15 protein-coding genes and 1 tRNA gene are annotated in these 13,804 nt (G+C 63.4%); 8 read left to right on the top strand and 8 right to left on the bottom strand.

The window, feature by feature from the left end; all coding sequences use genetic code 11:
- Window positions 1-102 precede the first annotated feature (102 nt).
- The 4 genes from E3T40_RS11555 to E3T40_RS11570 all read left to right on the top strand — a co-directional run bounded on the left by E3T40_RS11555 (window position 103) and on the right by E3T40_RS11570 (window position 3,423).
- Window positions 103-174 (top strand) — tRNA-Gln (locus E3T40_RS11555).
- Window positions 175-1,262: 1,088 nt separating this feature from the next.
- Window positions 1,263-1,523 carry an SHOCT domain-containing protein gene (locus E3T40_RS11560; protein ID WP_104195122.1) on the top strand — a complete coding sequence of 87 codons (261 nt, stop codon included), beginning with the start codon at window positions 1,263-1,265 and terminating at the stop codon, window positions 1,521-1,523.
- A 92-nt stretch (window positions 1,524-1,615) separates the two neighbouring features.
- A complete protein-coding gene (locus E3T40_RS11565) occupies window positions 1,616-2,308 on the top strand; it encodes a response regulator (protein ID WP_104102914.1) in 693 nt (230 codons plus the stop codon).
- On the top strand, window positions 2,305-3,423 hold the full coding sequence (locus E3T40_RS11570; RefSeq protein ID WP_134543652.1) for a cell wall metabolism sensor histidine kinase WalK: 1,119 nt from the start codon (window positions 2,305-2,307) through the stop codon (window positions 3,421-3,423). The genes E3T40_RS11565 and E3T40_RS11570 overlap by 4 nt, the downstream gene beginning before the upstream one ends.
- Here the strand turns inward: E3T40_RS11570 and E3T40_RS11575 are convergent.
- Window positions 3,415-5,802, bottom strand: coding sequence for a cation-translocating P-type ATPase (locus E3T40_RS11575; protein ID WP_134543655.1), 2,388 nt, complete (start codon window positions 5,800-5,802; stop codon window positions 3,415-3,417). The genes E3T40_RS11570 and E3T40_RS11575 overlap by 9 nt on opposite strands.
- Window positions 5,803-6,178: 376 nt before the next feature.
- Between E3T40_RS11575 and E3T40_RS11580 the strand changes: the two genes are divergently transcribed.
- From E3T40_RS11580 to E3T40_RS11595, 4 genes are all read left to right on the top strand, one after another.
- Window positions 6,179-6,430 carry an SHOCT domain-containing protein gene (locus E3T40_RS11580; RefSeq protein ID WP_134543658.1) on the top strand — a complete coding sequence of 84 codons (252 nt, stop codon included), beginning with the start codon at window positions 6,179-6,181 and terminating at the stop codon, window positions 6,428-6,430.
- The gene (locus tag E3T40_RS11585) at window positions 6,427-7,935 is read left to right on the top strand and encodes a multicopper oxidase family protein (protein WP_134543735.1); all 1,509 of its coding nucleotides are present in this window, start codon (window positions 6,427-6,429) and stop codon (window positions 7,933-7,935) included. The genes E3T40_RS11580 and E3T40_RS11585 overlap by 4 nt, the downstream gene beginning before the upstream one ends.
- A gap of 104 nt (window positions 7,936-8,039) precedes the next feature.
- Window positions 8,040-8,369: a hypothetical protein gene (locus E3T40_RS11590; protein WP_134543661.1), complete on the top strand. Its 330-nt coding sequence runs from the start codon at window positions 8,040-8,042 to the stop codon at window positions 8,367-8,369.
- The gene (locus tag E3T40_RS11595) at window positions 8,366-8,545 is read left to right on the top strand and encodes a hypothetical protein (RefSeq protein ID WP_104195126.1); all 180 of its coding nucleotides are present in this window, start codon (window positions 8,366-8,368) and stop codon (window positions 8,543-8,545) included. Before E3T40_RS11590 ends, E3T40_RS11595 begins: the two co-directional genes overlap by 4 nt.
- A gap of 90 nt (window positions 8,546-8,635) precedes the next feature.
- Here the strand turns inward: E3T40_RS11595 and E3T40_RS11600 are convergent, their stop codons facing one another.
- From E3T40_RS11600 to E3T40_RS11630, 7 genes are all read right to left on the bottom strand, one after another.
- A complete protein-coding gene (locus tag E3T40_RS11600) occupies window positions 8,636-9,604 on the bottom strand; it encodes a M56 family metallopeptidase (protein WP_134543664.1) in 969 nt (322 codons plus the stop codon).
- Window positions 9,601-9,981 carry a BlaI/MecI/CopY family transcriptional regulator gene (locus E3T40_RS11605; RefSeq protein WP_104171636.1) on the bottom strand — a complete coding sequence of 127 codons (381 nt, stop codon included), beginning with the start codon at window positions 9,979-9,981 and terminating at the stop codon, window positions 9,601-9,603. Before E3T40_RS11605 ends, E3T40_RS11600 begins: the two co-directional genes overlap by 4 nt.
- A 101-nt stretch (window positions 9,982-10,082) precedes the next feature.
- Entirely contained in the window at window positions 10,083-10,721 is a 639-nt protein-coding gene (locus E3T40_RS11610) for a DUF3105 domain-containing protein (RefSeq protein WP_104195127.1), read from the bottom strand.
- Window positions 10,722-10,735: 14 nt separating this feature from the next.
- Window positions 10,736-11,056 carry a thioredoxin family protein gene (locus tag E3T40_RS11615; RefSeq protein WP_134543667.1) on the bottom strand — a complete coding sequence of 107 codons (321 nt, stop codon included), beginning with the start codon at window positions 11,054-11,056 and terminating at the stop codon, window positions 10,736-10,738.
- The gene (locus tag E3T40_RS11620; protein WP_241981763.1) at window positions 11,056-11,637 is read right to left on the bottom strand and encodes a peroxiredoxin; all 582 of its coding nucleotides are present in this window, start codon (window positions 11,635-11,637) and stop codon (window positions 11,056-11,058) included. Before E3T40_RS11620 ends, E3T40_RS11615 begins: the two co-directional genes overlap by 1 nt.
- 92 nt (window positions 11,638-11,729) lie before the next feature.
- A complete protein-coding gene (locus E3T40_RS11625) occupies window positions 11,730-12,650 on the bottom strand; it encodes a cytochrome c biogenesis CcdA family protein (protein WP_134543670.1) in 921 nt (306 codons plus the stop codon).
- An 81-nt stretch (window positions 12,651-12,731) separates the two neighbouring features.
- The gene (locus E3T40_RS11630) at window positions 12,732-13,709 is read right to left on the bottom strand and encodes a prolipoprotein diacylglyceryl transferase family protein (protein WP_134543673.1); all 978 of its coding nucleotides are present in this window, start codon (window positions 13,707-13,709) and stop codon (window positions 12,732-12,734) included.
- Window positions 13,710-13,804 lie beyond the last annotated feature (95 nt).

Below are 13,804 nucleotides of genomic sequence, written 5' to 3' on the forward strand. Positions count from 1 at the left end.
CCCGGCAATCGGCTCGAGCCGGCGGCGATTTCGGCCCTGGGTTTGTCCCGGCCCTCTGAGTGGGTTAGAGTTACGAGTCGGTCCGTTCTGAGGAACAGGCATTGGGGTATGGTGTAATTGGCAACACGACTGATTCTGGTTCAGTTGTTCTTGGTTCGAGTCCAGGTACCCCAGCAGTAGCAGGTGCAGGATTCCGCGGTGAAATCACCCATCGCCCATCTTTGGGGCCCGAAACGGGCCCGGTGTCCAGAACCAATACCACAAGCGCCATGCGGGGCTACAGCGGCGCTGCCCGGGTTGATTCGCTCTCGTCACTACGCAACTGGGCTGACACTCGACGCCGTTCGGCGTTCAGCCCGCGCCGCCAAGGTGCACACTGCGATGTCTTTCCTGGCTCGTCCGGATGCGGTGGACAATCTGATTTTCAGACGACGACTCGAACAGTTGACGGATGGTTTGCCGCACCGTCGGTATCAGGAAGCGACGCATAACAACCGTCGGCATGCGCTTTGCGGCTTGGTATGAGCCTGGCCAGCGCGTTTCATCAAACCTTCACATGCTCGGGGGCTGGAGCTTCATGCGCGGTCTGCATGCTGGTGTGTAGACACCAACCTGGTGGCTGAACGTGAAAGGTGTTGAGACTGATGAAATTCAATCGGAAGAACATGACCGCTGGTATTGCGGGACTCGGGCTTGTCGGAGCGCTTGTCACGGGCGGTGTTGCCGCGGCGCAGGCATCTACCGGTGATGGGGCCATTTCCCAGCCACCATCGACGACCTCGTCGTCAGTTTGCGACCACCGGTCAGGCCACTTGGCCGGCATAGCATTCGGGCAGAGTTCGCCCATGGTCGCGATCGCGAGCTACCTCGGCTTGAGTCGGACGGAGCTGCAGGACCGGCTGCAGTCGGGTGGGTCCCTCGCGGATGTCGCTGAAGCCCAGGGCAAATCGGTTTCTGGGCTCAAAGATGCAATGGTCTCACAGCAGAGGACCACGCTCGACTCCAACAGCACTCTGTCATCTGATGACAGGGAGTCAGCCGTAGAACAGATGAGGAGCCGCATTGACCCGATGCTGAACGCGACCCACACCCCAGGTGAGGGGAAGGGCATGGGTTCGGGAGTCGGTATGCACTCGGGCGCAGGGACGGGCACAGGGATGGGCTTGGGAATGGCGACGACCTGACCGTCTCCTGAACAGGCAGACCGGTCCACGGGCTGCCTGGATGTACGAAAATATACACGAACTGAAGGAGCAGAAGAAATGATGTGGGGAAACGGATACAACATGACGTGGGGATGGCCGGTAGGGCTGCTCATGCTCGTCGCAGTCATCCTCCTTGTTGTCTGGGTCGTGCGGGCTTTTGATGGCGGAACTGAACGCGGTGGGTTCCGCGGGACTACTCCGCTGACCCGCGGACAAGGCGAGCGCAGTCAAGCGCGTCAAATACTCGATGATCGCTTCGCGAAGGGTGAATTGAATGAAACGGAATACCGAGAACGGTTGCAGGTGCTCGAGAGGTAAGGCCTGAGGAGGTCCTCCCTCGCCGAGTCCCTGGGGCGCAGTGCAGAGACCGTGCCGCCGGACGGCGATAATCAGAAGAAAAGGGTTGAGCGATGCAGAAGGTCCTGGTTGTCGACGACGAGGCGCAGATCAGGACGGTCCTGCGCGGCTACCTGGAAGCGGAAGGTTATGACGTAGCGGAGGCCGCGGACGGCGCCGAGGCGCTTGCGGTACTCCATAAGGACCCTCCCGCTCTCGTGCTGCTGGATGTAATGCTGCCGGGGATCGACGGGCTGGAGGTTCTCCGGCAGTTGCGAGGCTTCAGCGACGCGTACGTGATCCTCGTCACGGCCAGGGCGGAGGAGGTCGACAAGCTCGTGGGGCTCGGTGTGGGTGCGGATGACTATGTGACCAAGCCATTCAGCCCGCGCGAGGTGACGGCTCGAGTGAAGGCAATGCTCCGTCGTGACAATCGGGATGAGCGGACCGACAGAGACGCCCTGCTTCGCTTCGATGGCTTGTCCATCAAACCCGCCCACCGAGAGGTTGAGGCGAATGGAGTCTCCGTGGGGTTGTCGAGCCTGGAGTTTGACCTTCTCACCGCACTCGCGACCGAGCCCGGGCGGGTGTTTTCCCGGGCACAACTGCTTAAAAAAGTCTGGGGCTACGATTTCTACGGCGACGAACGGGTCGTCGATGTCCACATCCGCAGTTTGCGCGCACGACTCGGCGACGATGCCGGCGATCCACACCTGATCGCCACGGTGCGGGGCGTGGGCTACAAGTTTGTGGCCGGGCCCAGATGAAGATGCGCCTCTCGCTGCGCCTGTTCATCTCCTATGCCGCTATTGCCGTGGTCGGCGGCGTGGTGGCTTATCTGACGATCTCGCTGCTTGCTCCTCGACTGTTCGAAGACCGGCTGGGGATGATGATGGACAGTGAGGGCACCGGAATGTCGATGGGGGCCATGGACGCGACCAGCGTGCGCTCCGCCTTCCTATCCGCGCTCACGACCTCGCTGATCGTCGGGGTACTGGCCAGCGTCATCGCCGCAGGTTTCGTCGCCGCGGCAGTCACGGGGCGCCTACTTCGCCCCCTCAACGCTGTGCGGGCCGCGACCAAGCTGATCGCTGCCGGAAAATACGGAGGCAGGGTTCCCGTCCCCTCCGAGCCGGAACTCGCAGCGCTGGCCACCGACGTCAACACGCTGGCCCAGGCCCTGGCCGATACCGAGTCCCGGCGAACCCGGCTGCTTGGGGAGGTTGCGCATGAAATGCGAACCCCACTGACCGTTCTGGACGGCTACGTCGAGGGGCTGATCGATGGCGTGTTCACCGCCAGCCCCGACACATTCGCCTCCCTCAGCGGGGAACTGCGCCGCCTGCACCGCCTCTCCGATGACCTGTCCAGCCTGTCGCGCGCTCAAGAACAGCGGCTCGACCTGCATCCAGTCGATGCCGACCTGGCCGATCTTGCTCGCCGCACGGCCAACCGGCTCGCTCCGCAATTCGAAGATTCGGGCGTGACGTTGACACTCAACGTCGCCACGCCGCTGCCCGTGCACGTGGACCCGGACCGGATCACCCAGGTTCTGACCAACCTTTTCGGCAACGCTCTGCTCGCCACCCCGGCGGGCGGTGCGGTCACGATCACGACGCACGGCGCCGACGGCCGTGGTGAGGTCGTCGTGATCGACACGGGAGTGGGCCTGGCCGAGGAGGACACAGACCGTGTTTTCGAGCGGTTCTACCGTGTGCCCGGACAGGCCCGCCGCTCCGCCGGATCAGGGATCGGTCTCACGATCGCCCGGGAAATAGCGCGTGCGCACGGCGGGGACGTGACGGCCTCGTCGGGAGGGACCGGGCAGGGAGCCAGCTTCGCGGTCGTGGTACCCCTGCGCGCCGTCGCCAGATCAGGCTGAAACTCCGACGTCATTCCCTGCTCCATCAGTCAAGGTGGTGGCCGATGTGCTCTCGGGCTGTCGCGGGAGGCGCAGCCGCTTGAGCAGCAGCGCGTTGACCGCGACGATGACGCTCGAGCCGGACATGGAGATGGCGGCGATTTCCGGACTGAGCCGGATGCCGAATGTCGGAAAGAAAACGCCCGCGGCAATGGGAAGCGCGATCGCGTTGTAGCCGACCGCCCAGCCGAGGTTCTGGCGCATCTTGCGCACGGTGCCTTTCCCGATGCGCAGGGTGATGGGGATGTCGAGGGGGTCGGACCGCATCAGGACCACGTCCGCCGTATCGATGGCGACATCCGCTCCTGCCCCGATGGCGATGCCCAGGTCCGCCTGTGCCAAGGCCGGAGCGTCGTTGACTCCGTCGCCGACCATCGCGACTCGTTTGCCGGAGGCCTGCAGCTCCTTGATTTTCGCGGCTTTGTCTTCCGGGAGCACCTCGGCGATCACGACATCGATGTGGAGCATGGATGCGATCCGCTGCGCGGTCGCCTCATTGTCGCCGGTGAGCATGACGACCTCGATGCCCGTTTCGTGAAGAGCGACAACGGCGGCCGCCGCGGTCTGTCGAACGGCGTCAGCCAGGGCGATGACCCCAGCGGCCTTCCCGTCGACGGCGACGAGGACCGCCGTCCGTCCGGTCGCGGCCAGCGTCTGACGCTGGGCGGACACCGGATCAATATCGATGCCCTGGGCAACCATGAGTTTGCGGTTGCCGACGAACACCTGGCGTCCTGCGACTGTGGCGCCGGCACCATGTCCCGGAACATTGCGGAACGCAGATGCTTCCAACGCTTTCGCGCCGCGCCCGACGGCGTAACTGACGACGGCTGCGGCGAGCGGATGCTCGGACTCCCGTTCCACTGCAGCGACAAGGGCCAGCAACTCGACCTCATCCATCCCGACAGCTATGAAGTCCGTCACCTCTGGTTCGCCCCTGGTCAGAGTTCCCGTCTTGTCCAGGACGACCGTGTCGATGCGAGCCGAAGTCTCCAACGCGGTCGCAGTTTTAAAGAGGACACCGCGTTTGGCGCCCAGACCGGTGCCGACCATGATGGCGGTCGGTGTCGCCAGGCCCAACGCATCCGGGCAGGTGATGACGACGACGGTGATCGCAAAGAGGATCGCGGTAGGAAGGCTCGCGCCGGCCAAGAGCCACGCACCCAGGGTGGCGCTGCCGCCAATGAGGGCTACGAGCACAAGCCAGAAGGCCGCGCGGTCGGCTAGCCGTTGTCCGGGGGCCTTGGAGTTCTGTGCTTCCTGAACCAGGGCCACGATCTGCGCGAGTGCGGTATCGGCGCCGACTTTGGTCGCCCGCACACGAAGGGTTCCGGTGGTGTTCACTGTGGCGCCGATCACGGTCGATCCGATGCTCTTGGCGACGGGAAGGCTCTCCCCGGTGACCATGGATTCGTCGATGTCGGACCCACCGTCTTCTACGACGGCGTCAGTTGGAACTTTTGCTCCGGGCCGAACCAGGAGGAGGTCGCCCGGGACAACCTCCGCGGTCGGGACCTCAACCGGTTCCCCGTCGCGGATGACGAATGCCATCGACGGTGCCAACTCGAGCAGCGTACGGATGGCGTCGTTTGCGCCGCCCCTGGCACGCATTTCAAACCAGTGGCCCAGGAGGACGAAGCTGGTCAGAACGGTCGCAGCCTCGTAGAAAACTTCCCCACCACCGGTAAGGGTGACAGACAGGCTATAGAGCCAGCCCGCTCCAACACCGACGGCTACCAGAACCATCATGTCCAGGGTTCGGGCCCGCAGCGCCCGGAAGGCCCCATCGAAAAAGATCCAAGCCGAATAGAAAATGACCGGCAGAGACAGGATCAACGCGAAAACGTCATCCCGCAGCCCGAACGGGGCAGGAATCGCGAAACCGAAAACGTCCCGGCCGATCGGCGACCACAGGGTGATCGGAACTGACAGGATCGCCGCCACCATGAACCGGTTGCGCATGTCCCGGATCATGCCGGCCATGGACATGTCGCCGTGCGCGCCACCATGCCCCATGGTCTCCTGCATGGTTCGAGGCGGTTGTCCGGTCTTCATTTCATGTTCGGTGTGGTCGGTGACGGATGACGCCATCGGATCGCAGATGTGATCGGGCACGGAGCGTCCAGCGCAGTGGTAACCGCATTCCCGGACCCATGCCGCCAGATCAGTGACGGAGGTCTGCCTGGGATCGAAGGTCACGCTCGCGGTTTGCGCTACCGGATTCGCATCAACGCTCAACACGCCGGGGCGGCGGGCGAGCACCGACTCGACGATCGCTCGCGAGGATGCCCATTGAACGCCCCGCACTTCGAGGACAGTAGTTTCGGCTTCCTGAGTCATGTGAATCTTCCATTCTGAAGAATCGGCCTCACAGCGACAATCTCCGTGTCGAACACTCTCACCCTATACCCATGGGGGGTATACGATCGGGGCGATCCACCTCGTCGGTGGGAGGCTGTCGTAGGGCCTCTGGGTCGTTAATCAGGCAACGCTACTAGGATAGATAGTATTCCGGAATGCTTCTACCGGCTCACGGCTCGCTTGTCGTTCGTTGCTCGCCGTGACGGCTTGAGGCGCACTGAACGACTACCCCTTCCGGGAGGATGCACCGCCTGAAAAAGGGGAGTGGTGCACGCCGTTTGATTGTCCAAAATACCCCAAGGGGTATGCTTGCGGCAGTGTCTATTCTCGAAATATGAGTCGAAGGAGTCGGATCATGATGTGGGGCTATGGAGGAAGTATGGGGCTGTACTGGCTCTTCGGGCTGCTGACAATTGTCGGTATCTCGTTGCTGGTCGTGCTCATGGTTCGGCTGTTTTCTGGAGATCGTAGTGTCGGGCCGAAGCAGGGGGGAGAGGTTGGGCCTGGCCGCGCGCGCCAGATACTGGATGAACGTTTCGCCAGGGGTGAGCTGACCGCGGAGCAGTACCGCGAACAGCGCGCAGTCCTGGGCGAGGGTAAGTGGTGAAGCCTCTCAGCCGTCGAAGCGCTCTCACGCTCGGTGGCCTCGGGCTGGCGAGCACGGTTGCCGGGGGAGCGGGACTTCTCTGGAGCCAGCAGACAGCATCGCCTTTGGCCACCGGCTCAGGCTTTGGGGCGCCCTCCGGGGATCCACTGGTTCAGCCGCCCGAGTTGCGTAGCGCCGATGGCCGCCTCAAGGTACGCCTGGATGCTGCACCGGGGGACGTGAAGATTTCCGGTCGCGGTGCCACCGTGCTGAGCTATAACGGGGGCGTGCCGGGGCCTACCCTACGCGTTCAGGCGGGCGACACGCTCAGTGTGCGCCTGCACAACGGCCTCAACGATCCGAGCAACCTGCACGTGCACGGATTGCATGTTTCTCCGTCGGACAACGGCGACAACATGTTCGTGACCGTGAAGGCCGGAGACTCATTCGACTACGAATATCAGCTGCCGCCTGATCACCCGCCGGGAGTGTACTGGTATCACCCGCACTACCACGGGTTCGTCGCCGATCAGGTCTTCGGCGGCCTTTACGGGGCCATCATTGTCGAGGACCCCACGCCTATCAGGGCAACGCGAGAGCGCGTGCTCGTCATCTCAGACATCACACTGGACAGCCTGGGCCGCATCCCTCCCGTCACGCCGATGGAACAGACGGCGGGACGGGAAGGACAACTCGTTCTGGTCAACGGGCAGGTGAATCCGGTCATGACCGCCCGTCCGGGGGAACGCGAACGTTGGCGCATCGTCAACGCCTGTGTGTCCAGGTATCTGCGGCTGCGCCTTGACGGGCAGCAGCTGCAACTTCTCGGCATCGACTCCGGGCGGTTCCAGACCCCCGGCGACGTCGACGAGGTGGTGCTGCTTCCCGGCAATCGAGCGGACCTGCTCGTTTCCGCTATCGCAGGAACGTCCATCTTCCAGGCCTTGCCCTACGACCGCGGCAGCGCGAACGGAATGATGGGCGGGATGATGGGCGGCGGCGCTGGACCCAGCGGACAGGACGCTCAGGCCAACCCTCGCGGCGTTTCAGTGGCGACGCTGACGGTGTCCGGTGATGCGGTTACTGCTCTGTCCGCAGTCCCCGAGCAGGCCGCGCCCTCCGATCTTCGTTCGCGGCCGGTGACGGCTCGTCGCGAGCTCACGTTCGGGATGGGCATGGGCGGAATGAGGGGCGGCTCGATGATGAGTTTCACCATCAATGGGGAGGTGTTCGACGCGGCTAGAACGGACACCACGGTTCAGTCCGGCAGTATCGAAGAATGGACCCTGACCAACCCCACCCAGATGGACCACCCCCTGCATCTTCACGTGTGGCCAATGCAGCTCGTTGAGGAAAATGGCAGGGCAGTCGAGTCTGTGGTTTGGCAAGACGTCCTAAACGTTCCGGCAGCGGGGCGGGTGAAGGTCCGCGTTGCCTTCGACGACTTCGCCGGACGGGCTGTCTATCACTGCCACATCCTCGATCACGAGGACAACGGGATGATGGGCGTCATTGAAGCAAAGTAACAACGACCGCTGACAGGGACTTTCCTGTGTGACCGCGGTTCACTGGGACGGGAGCCAACCCCGGCGACTACTATGAAAGATAGTAGACAAAGAAGGAGGCGCTCATGCGCTCACGAATCTGGATCATCTCCCTGGCCGCTGGTGCGTTGCTTGCAGCAGGCACCGTCGCTCCGGCCAACGCGGCCGAGGGCAGCAGCCCTCCGGCCCCGGCGGGTCAGGCCGAGGATAGCGCCCGCGGACACATGGCCGCGATGCACAGAGCACCCGGTCTGGTGAAAATGCACGAACAGATGATGGCCGGGATGTCCGACACGGCTGACATGACGGCCGGTGCACCCGGCATGGCGAAAATGCACGAAGAGATGATGGCCCATCACCCGGCTGGCGACGCTTCGTCGGAGGCTGGCAATAAAAGCCCGGAGGCGTCACGGTGAGTACGGCGCTCTATGGTCTGGCCCTCCTGGCCTGCCCAGTGGCTATGGGCTCGATGATGTGGTTCATGATGCGAGGGAAGAAGACAGCTGATGCGCCGAAGTCGCTGTCGGCGGCCGATGAAATGGAGTTGACCACACTGCGCGCGGAGGTGGACACGCTGCATCTGCCGAATTGAGGTTCTTTTTCAGCCTCAACACTTGTTCGATGGCCGTCAGTGCGGTTGCAGTGTGAGATCCGGGCTTCCGGGGGGAATGCGCAGCGTCGATCACATGGTCAAGGACTGCTCGTCCTCCGGGCACGGGTCCATTGTTCCCGCTGCGGATGCGGGGGCGATGGCGAGGAACAAGGGCAATGCGATCAACAATCCCATAGTTAAAGCAGCGACGGTTGTCTTCCCGGCGCCGAGGGGCCGAACCGGTGAAATGAGTCTCCTGACTCGGCTGGAAGCTGACTCTCCCCCAGCGCCGAGGGCCGCCGCCGGGGTCAGACCGTGTTCAGCCAGGCGCACCAGGGCGGTGGCCACTGTGGTCCGGTCGCTGTGTCTGCCCGCACTGTCATCGGCCAGCATCTCGACGAGCCGGCCGAGTTCTCTGCGTGCGGTTCGAAACGCTGTGACGCGGGGGAACGCATGCTGCAGCGCGTCGGATGCCGCGAGGATGAGGTCGTGGCGTCCTCGCAGGTGCGCCCTTTCGTGGGCCAGAACGGCGAGGAGCTGATTGTGATCCAACGCCGACAGGGCGGCGCTGGTCAAGACGACCTGGTGAATCCTGCCTGGTAGGCAGTACGCGGCGGCGGCCGGATGGTCGACGACGAGAGCGTCGTATCGGAGGTGGGGTCGCGCAATGAGGGCCAGGGCGTCCAGTTGCACTTTCCTGTTACGGGCTGCGATTGCCCGGTCCGCGGCCAGGCAATAGGCGACCCGGACGAGGATGGCACTTGCGGCGGCAGCGCCGGTGGCGCTGACCACGGCACCGCCTGGCGTGGAGTATTGCGCGAGGAGGGCCATCGCGCAGGTTCGGATCCAGTCGGCGAGGTTGATGGTCCAGGGAATCTCGGGGATGGCCAGGCTCGAACCGGCAAGCAGCACCGCCAAAACAATTGAGACGCTCAGCGTTTGCCAAGCAGCGATCCCGATCCGGGGAGACCGCTCGAGCCACGACATCCGGCGCAATAGGGCCGGCCCCAGGACGGCCAGAATCACGGCGAGGACCGTCAAAACAGCTGGAGCAATCATGGCGCGGTGCTTGTGCGACCCTGAAGGTGCTCGTCAAGGGCAAGACGGAGGCTGGCGACTTCCTCTGGCGGAATATGGTCGAGGAAGTGCAAAAGTGTCACCGAAGTGTCAGCTCCTCCGGCAAGGACTTCCCCCATGAACGCGGCAGTGTGCTGCTCACGAGTCTGCGCAGGTCGGTAAAGATACGCACGGCCGTCCTTCTCCCGGGTCAGCAAGCCTTTGCGGCGCAGGTTGTCCATAACCGTCATTACCGTTGTGTAGGCGAGTGTGCGCTCGCGTTGGAGATCCTCCAGCACCTCGCGAACGGCGACCGGGCGCCCCCAGGACCAGATGCGATCCATGACGTGCTGTTCCAGCGTGCCGAGTGGGCGCACCATGGGTTGCTCCCTTCTACGCTCTAATGGAAACGAAAACCCCTAATCAACTACCTTCCATAGTAACGTACGGTCCCTGCTGCGCCCGCGGGTTCCTGTGCTGATCAGCCCTGGACGCCACCAGAGCAGGGTGCGCCGGGTTCGGGTGTCTGTGGCCCCTGTAGGTAGGTCTGCAGGAACAACTGCAGGCGCGGGTCATCCACGCTGTCCAGTTGCAGTTGTTTTCCCCAGGCGCTGGCGATAATCGGGGCGGGGAGATCGGGATACGGGCTCAAGAGTTCGTATGGGTTCGACTCGGCATCAGCCGTCAGAGTGTCGATCTGCTCTTGCGGCAGATCGGATCGGTAGGTGACCCACACCGCGCCATGCTCGAGCGAGTGCACGGCCCGCCAGGTGTCTACCGGCTTCGTATACACGCCGCAGTTTGTCAGCTCGGCGGAATGTTCTCCGCCGACGGGGGGAAGCGTTGGAAACGCAACCTCGTTGACCACGTGGTCGCGGCTCAATCCATCAGAACTCTCCACGCCGCTGATTGGCTTGTCTGCTGCCGATCTGGCCGCGTCCTGGTCTTTCTGGTTGACGATGAAGATGGAGACAACGGTTGCCACGAGGGTGATTGCGACGACGGTGCCCAAGCCGTAGATCCAGAACCTCCGACGCCGCTCGCCCCGCTTCAGCTCCGCTCGTGCGGCCGCAACGATCGCCTGCCGATGTGCTCTGTCCTCTGTGTTCGGGTGTTCCATTTGGACGGTCCTCTCTATTGCTGTTCTGCATTGTGATGTACGGCAACGCCCTGTGAGCTGCCGTTCGAGCCCGGCTGCCCCTGGGCGGCTACGTCGGGGCGGGACAGGTGGTGCCGCAGCTTCTTCTCCGATAGCCCGTAGCTGAATATGACGTCGTCGATCAGGATGCTGGGGGCAAAGATGATGCCGTTCCGAGCGGCCAGAGCCCGGCCTTCATCGGTGTCGAGGCCGATCGTCTCGACCTGAAAGGAGTAGTCCGCGGCGAGTCGGGACAGTACCAGCTTGGCTTGATCGCAGGCGTGGCACGAGGCTTGCGTCAGTACGGTGATTCGCATCAGGCGTCGGTCCGGAGAGCCTGCATCTGGGTGAGGATCTCGTCTACCGGCACGTACATGGTGTAGTTAGGCGGGCCGTCGTAGTCGGCTCGCCACTCAATTTCCCCCGTCGGCCCAACCAGGATGAAGCTGTGTCCGTTGCGGGATTCACCCATCATTCCGTACTTGTTGGTCTGGTAAGTCAGGGAGAAATCCAGACGGGTGTCGGCCAAAGCGACCGCCGTCAGCTTGTCGTCGGCCATTTTTTGGGCGATCAGGTCCACCGGCCCGCTGGTGATGGTGAGGAGCTGATCGACGCCGACGGACTGCAGCTCGGTCTCGGCGGCGTCCAGATCGCGGATTTGGTCCCAACACGGCTGGCACCCGATCCCCTCATGGAAAAAGAGCAGGACGGACTCGCCACGGTAGTCGCTAAGATTGACCGTCCCCCCGGCCGTGGAAGCGAGAGAAAAGTCGGGGGCTTCCGCGCGCGGGCCGGGAGCACCCACGGCATAACTGACGGAGGCGGTGTTTTCCACAGCCGTGGGGGTCCCGTTCCAAGTGCTTTCCATGACCACCAGGATGGCTGCCGCAACCGCCATGATGCCCACTATCATCGTTGCCCGGCGCAACCCGGTGCTCCTGGCGCGTGACTGCAGGCATGTGCCCGGACGGCCTTTCTTCCGTGATGCCACTACTGTGACTCCTCTGTCTGGGTGCGCGTATGCGCCTGGTCGGGTCGGTTGCCGGAGGCGGTCGGCGTGGCTGCGTGCTTTCGGCTGCGCATCGCCGTCCAGACCAAAGCGCCGAGAGCGGCGAAGACGGCGAGCGTCGATATCCACCCTGGAATGAAGGCCAGGAACTGCTGGATGACGGTGGCCCAGTGCCCCACTGCTGCGGCAAGTTCAACCTGCCACCCGTCCGGTGCCATGCCCGGTCCCTGCACTGCGAGGACGACGGTGAGCACGCCCATGGCGATCATCAACCCGCTTGAGAGCACTGTTCCCACGGGCAACCGCCACCGGGCCCCGGGCCCGATCGGGATGGTCGTGGCCGCGAGCAGGCGACTGGCTCCCCAGTCTTTTCTGTCCCACACCAACGCCAAGGCGCACACGGGAGCGACCATCCCGAATACGTAGGCGACGCCCACTGCGGCGGCGGCCGGGAAAGACGAAGTGGCACCGGAGAGCGCCGCCACTCCGGCGAGGACTGGGGCGCAGCACGCGCTGGCGGCACCGGAGAACACTCCGAGTCCGTACACCGAGCCGATGCCCGTTCCGCCGCCGCGTCCAGAAGGCATCGATAGCATCATTTTCCAGCCCCCCAGGGTGGCAACGCCCACTGCCACCATCGCGAGACCGACGACACTGAAAATTCCAAAATGGTACTGGAACAAAATGCGGCTGAGGAACGCAGCGCCTAAGGCGATGGGGAGGATGATGGTGCCGACCCCGGCGGCGAACACCAGTGTCATGCCGAGGATCTGGCTCCGGCTGCGGAAGCTGGCAGCGAAGAACGCCGGCAACATGACGGAGGCGCAGCATGGGGCCAGGAGGGCCACGACGCCGCCGAGAAACGCTGCCAGGATCGTTGTCGAGAGCAAGACCTGCCCCATGAACGAGCTCCATTCAATACCAGTCGGGCGCATCCCAAACTACTATTCACCATAGTAGTTAAGCGTGGCTGAGCGTTCACCCTACGGCCGACGACGGCTCCTGGAGGCTGCTGCACTGTCTTGAATGACGACGTTTGGCTGGACGGCGGGGGTGACCGCCTGGACGCTTCCGCCATCGATCAACCCGTGGAGTAGCTCGCGGGCGCGCGATCCGAGATTCGCGAAACTTTGGTTCACTGTCGTCAGCTTGGGCAACCAGATCTTCGCGAGCGGATGGTCGTTGACTCCCACGACGCTCACGCCAACCGGAACTGACTTGCCACCGTCGGCGAGGCCGCTGATGACCCCTATCGCCAGGACGTCGTTGCCGCAGAAGATGGCTGTGATCTCACCGATCTTCGCGAGTAGACGGCCGATCTCTCGTCCTGAATGGGGGTCTACACTGGCGTGAATGACCTCGGGTGGGACCACCCCGGCGGTGCGGAGAGCACGTCGCCAGCCCGCGCCTCGGTCGTCTTCTTCCTGCTGTGGGGGAGCGTTGACGTAATGAACTTGCGAGTGGCCGAGGTTCAGGAGGTAGGTGACGAGTTCTTCGGCTGCGCTTGTGCTGACCCGCGCGGTTCCGTTGACAACGCGAGAGACGGTCGCCACGGCAACGCCGGCTAGGCGAGCGATGTCGTTGATGACCGGCTTGGTGTTGTGGTCAGTATCAGGCATTAGCCGGCGCATCGATAGTGTGAACGGGGACCCCCGGTCGAGCCTGCGGAGCCCAGCACCTCGAATTCGGGTCGTCCATAAGTTGGCTCCGGGACACAAATAGTCCGTCGGATGGGTGGCCCCATGGTGGAGCCGCCCGCTGATGACCCCGAAAGGGACCGTCCACAAGGTGAAATCAAGGACGATTCCGGGTCCTCCACCACGGTGGGTAAGCCGCCGGGAAGTCAGGATGAGGGCGGCTGCGATGGCCGCGAGGATGAACAGGGCGTAGAAGTGGAGCAGGATCGGCTCCAGTTGGATGGACCTGACATCGGGGCTCGGGATGCGGGCATGAATGTTCATCAGCGGGGAGATCTTTCGTAAGTTGAGTGTGGATGGCGCGTATTGCTGTGGGGCTGGCGGAGGGGCCCGTCTGATGCTGCCGCGCGTTTTCGGGA

The organism is Cryobacterium sp. TMT1-19 (assembly GCF_004403055.1).
In the GTDB taxonomy this organism is placed as follows: domain Bacteria; phylum Actinomycetota; class Actinomycetes; order Actinomycetales; family Microbacteriaceae; genus Cryobacterium; species Cryobacterium sandaracinum.

What these genes read in the sequence shown, in the direction of transcription:
- E3T40_RS11605 (WP_104171636.1), bottom strand. Translation starts at nt 9,981, where the DNA reads ATGGTGCGCCCACTCGGCACGCTGGAACAGCACGTCATGGATCGCATC.
- E3T40_RS11615 (WP_134543667.1), bottom strand. Translation starts at nt 11,056, where the DNA reads ATGCGAATCACCGTACTGACGCAAGCCTCGTGCCACGCCTGCGATCAA.
- E3T40_RS11575 (WP_134543655.1), bottom strand. Translation starts at nt 5,802, where the DNA reads ATGACTCAGGAAGCCGAAACTACTGTCCTCGAAGTGCGGGGCGTTCAA.
- E3T40_RS11600 (WP_134543664.1), bottom strand. Translation starts at nt 9,604, where the DNA reads ATGATTGCTCCAGCTGTTTTGACGGTCCTCGCCGTGATTCTGGCCGTC.
- E3T40_RS11560 (WP_104195122.1), top strand. Translation starts at nt 1,263, where the DNA reads ATGATGTGGGGAAACGGATACAACATGACGTGGGGATGGCCGGTAGGG.
- E3T40_RS11570 (WP_134543652.1), top strand. Translation starts at nt 2,305, where the DNA reads ATGAAGATGCGCCTCTCGCTGCGCCTGTTCATCTCCTATGCCGCTATT.
- E3T40_RS11630 (WP_134543673.1), bottom strand. Translation starts at nt 13,709, where the DNA reads ATGAACATTCATGCCCGCATCCCGAGCCCCGATGTCAGGTCCATCCAA.
- E3T40_RS11590 (WP_134543661.1), top strand. Translation starts at nt 8,040, where the DNA reads ATGCGCTCACGAATCTGGATCATCTCCCTGGCCGCTGGTGCGTTGCTT.
- E3T40_RS11565 (WP_104102914.1), top strand. Translation starts at nt 1,616, where the DNA reads ATGCAGAAGGTCCTGGTTGTCGACGACGAGGCGCAGATCAGGACGGTC.
- E3T40_RS11580 (WP_134543658.1), top strand. Translation starts at nt 6,179, where the DNA reads ATGATGTGGGGCTATGGAGGAAGTATGGGGCTGTACTGGCTCTTCGGG.
- E3T40_RS11610 (WP_104195127.1), bottom strand. Translation starts at nt 10,721, where the DNA reads ATGGAACACCCGAACACAGAGGACAGAGCACATCGGCAGGCGATCGTT.
- E3T40_RS11625 (WP_134543670.1), bottom strand. Translation starts at nt 12,650, where the DNA reads ATGGGGCAGGTCTTGCTCTCGACAACGATCCTGGCAGCGTTTCTCGGC.
- E3T40_RS11620 (WP_241981763.1), bottom strand. Translation starts at nt 11,637, where the DNA reads ATGGCGGTTGCGGCAGCCATCCTGGTGGTCATGGAAAGCACTTGGAAC.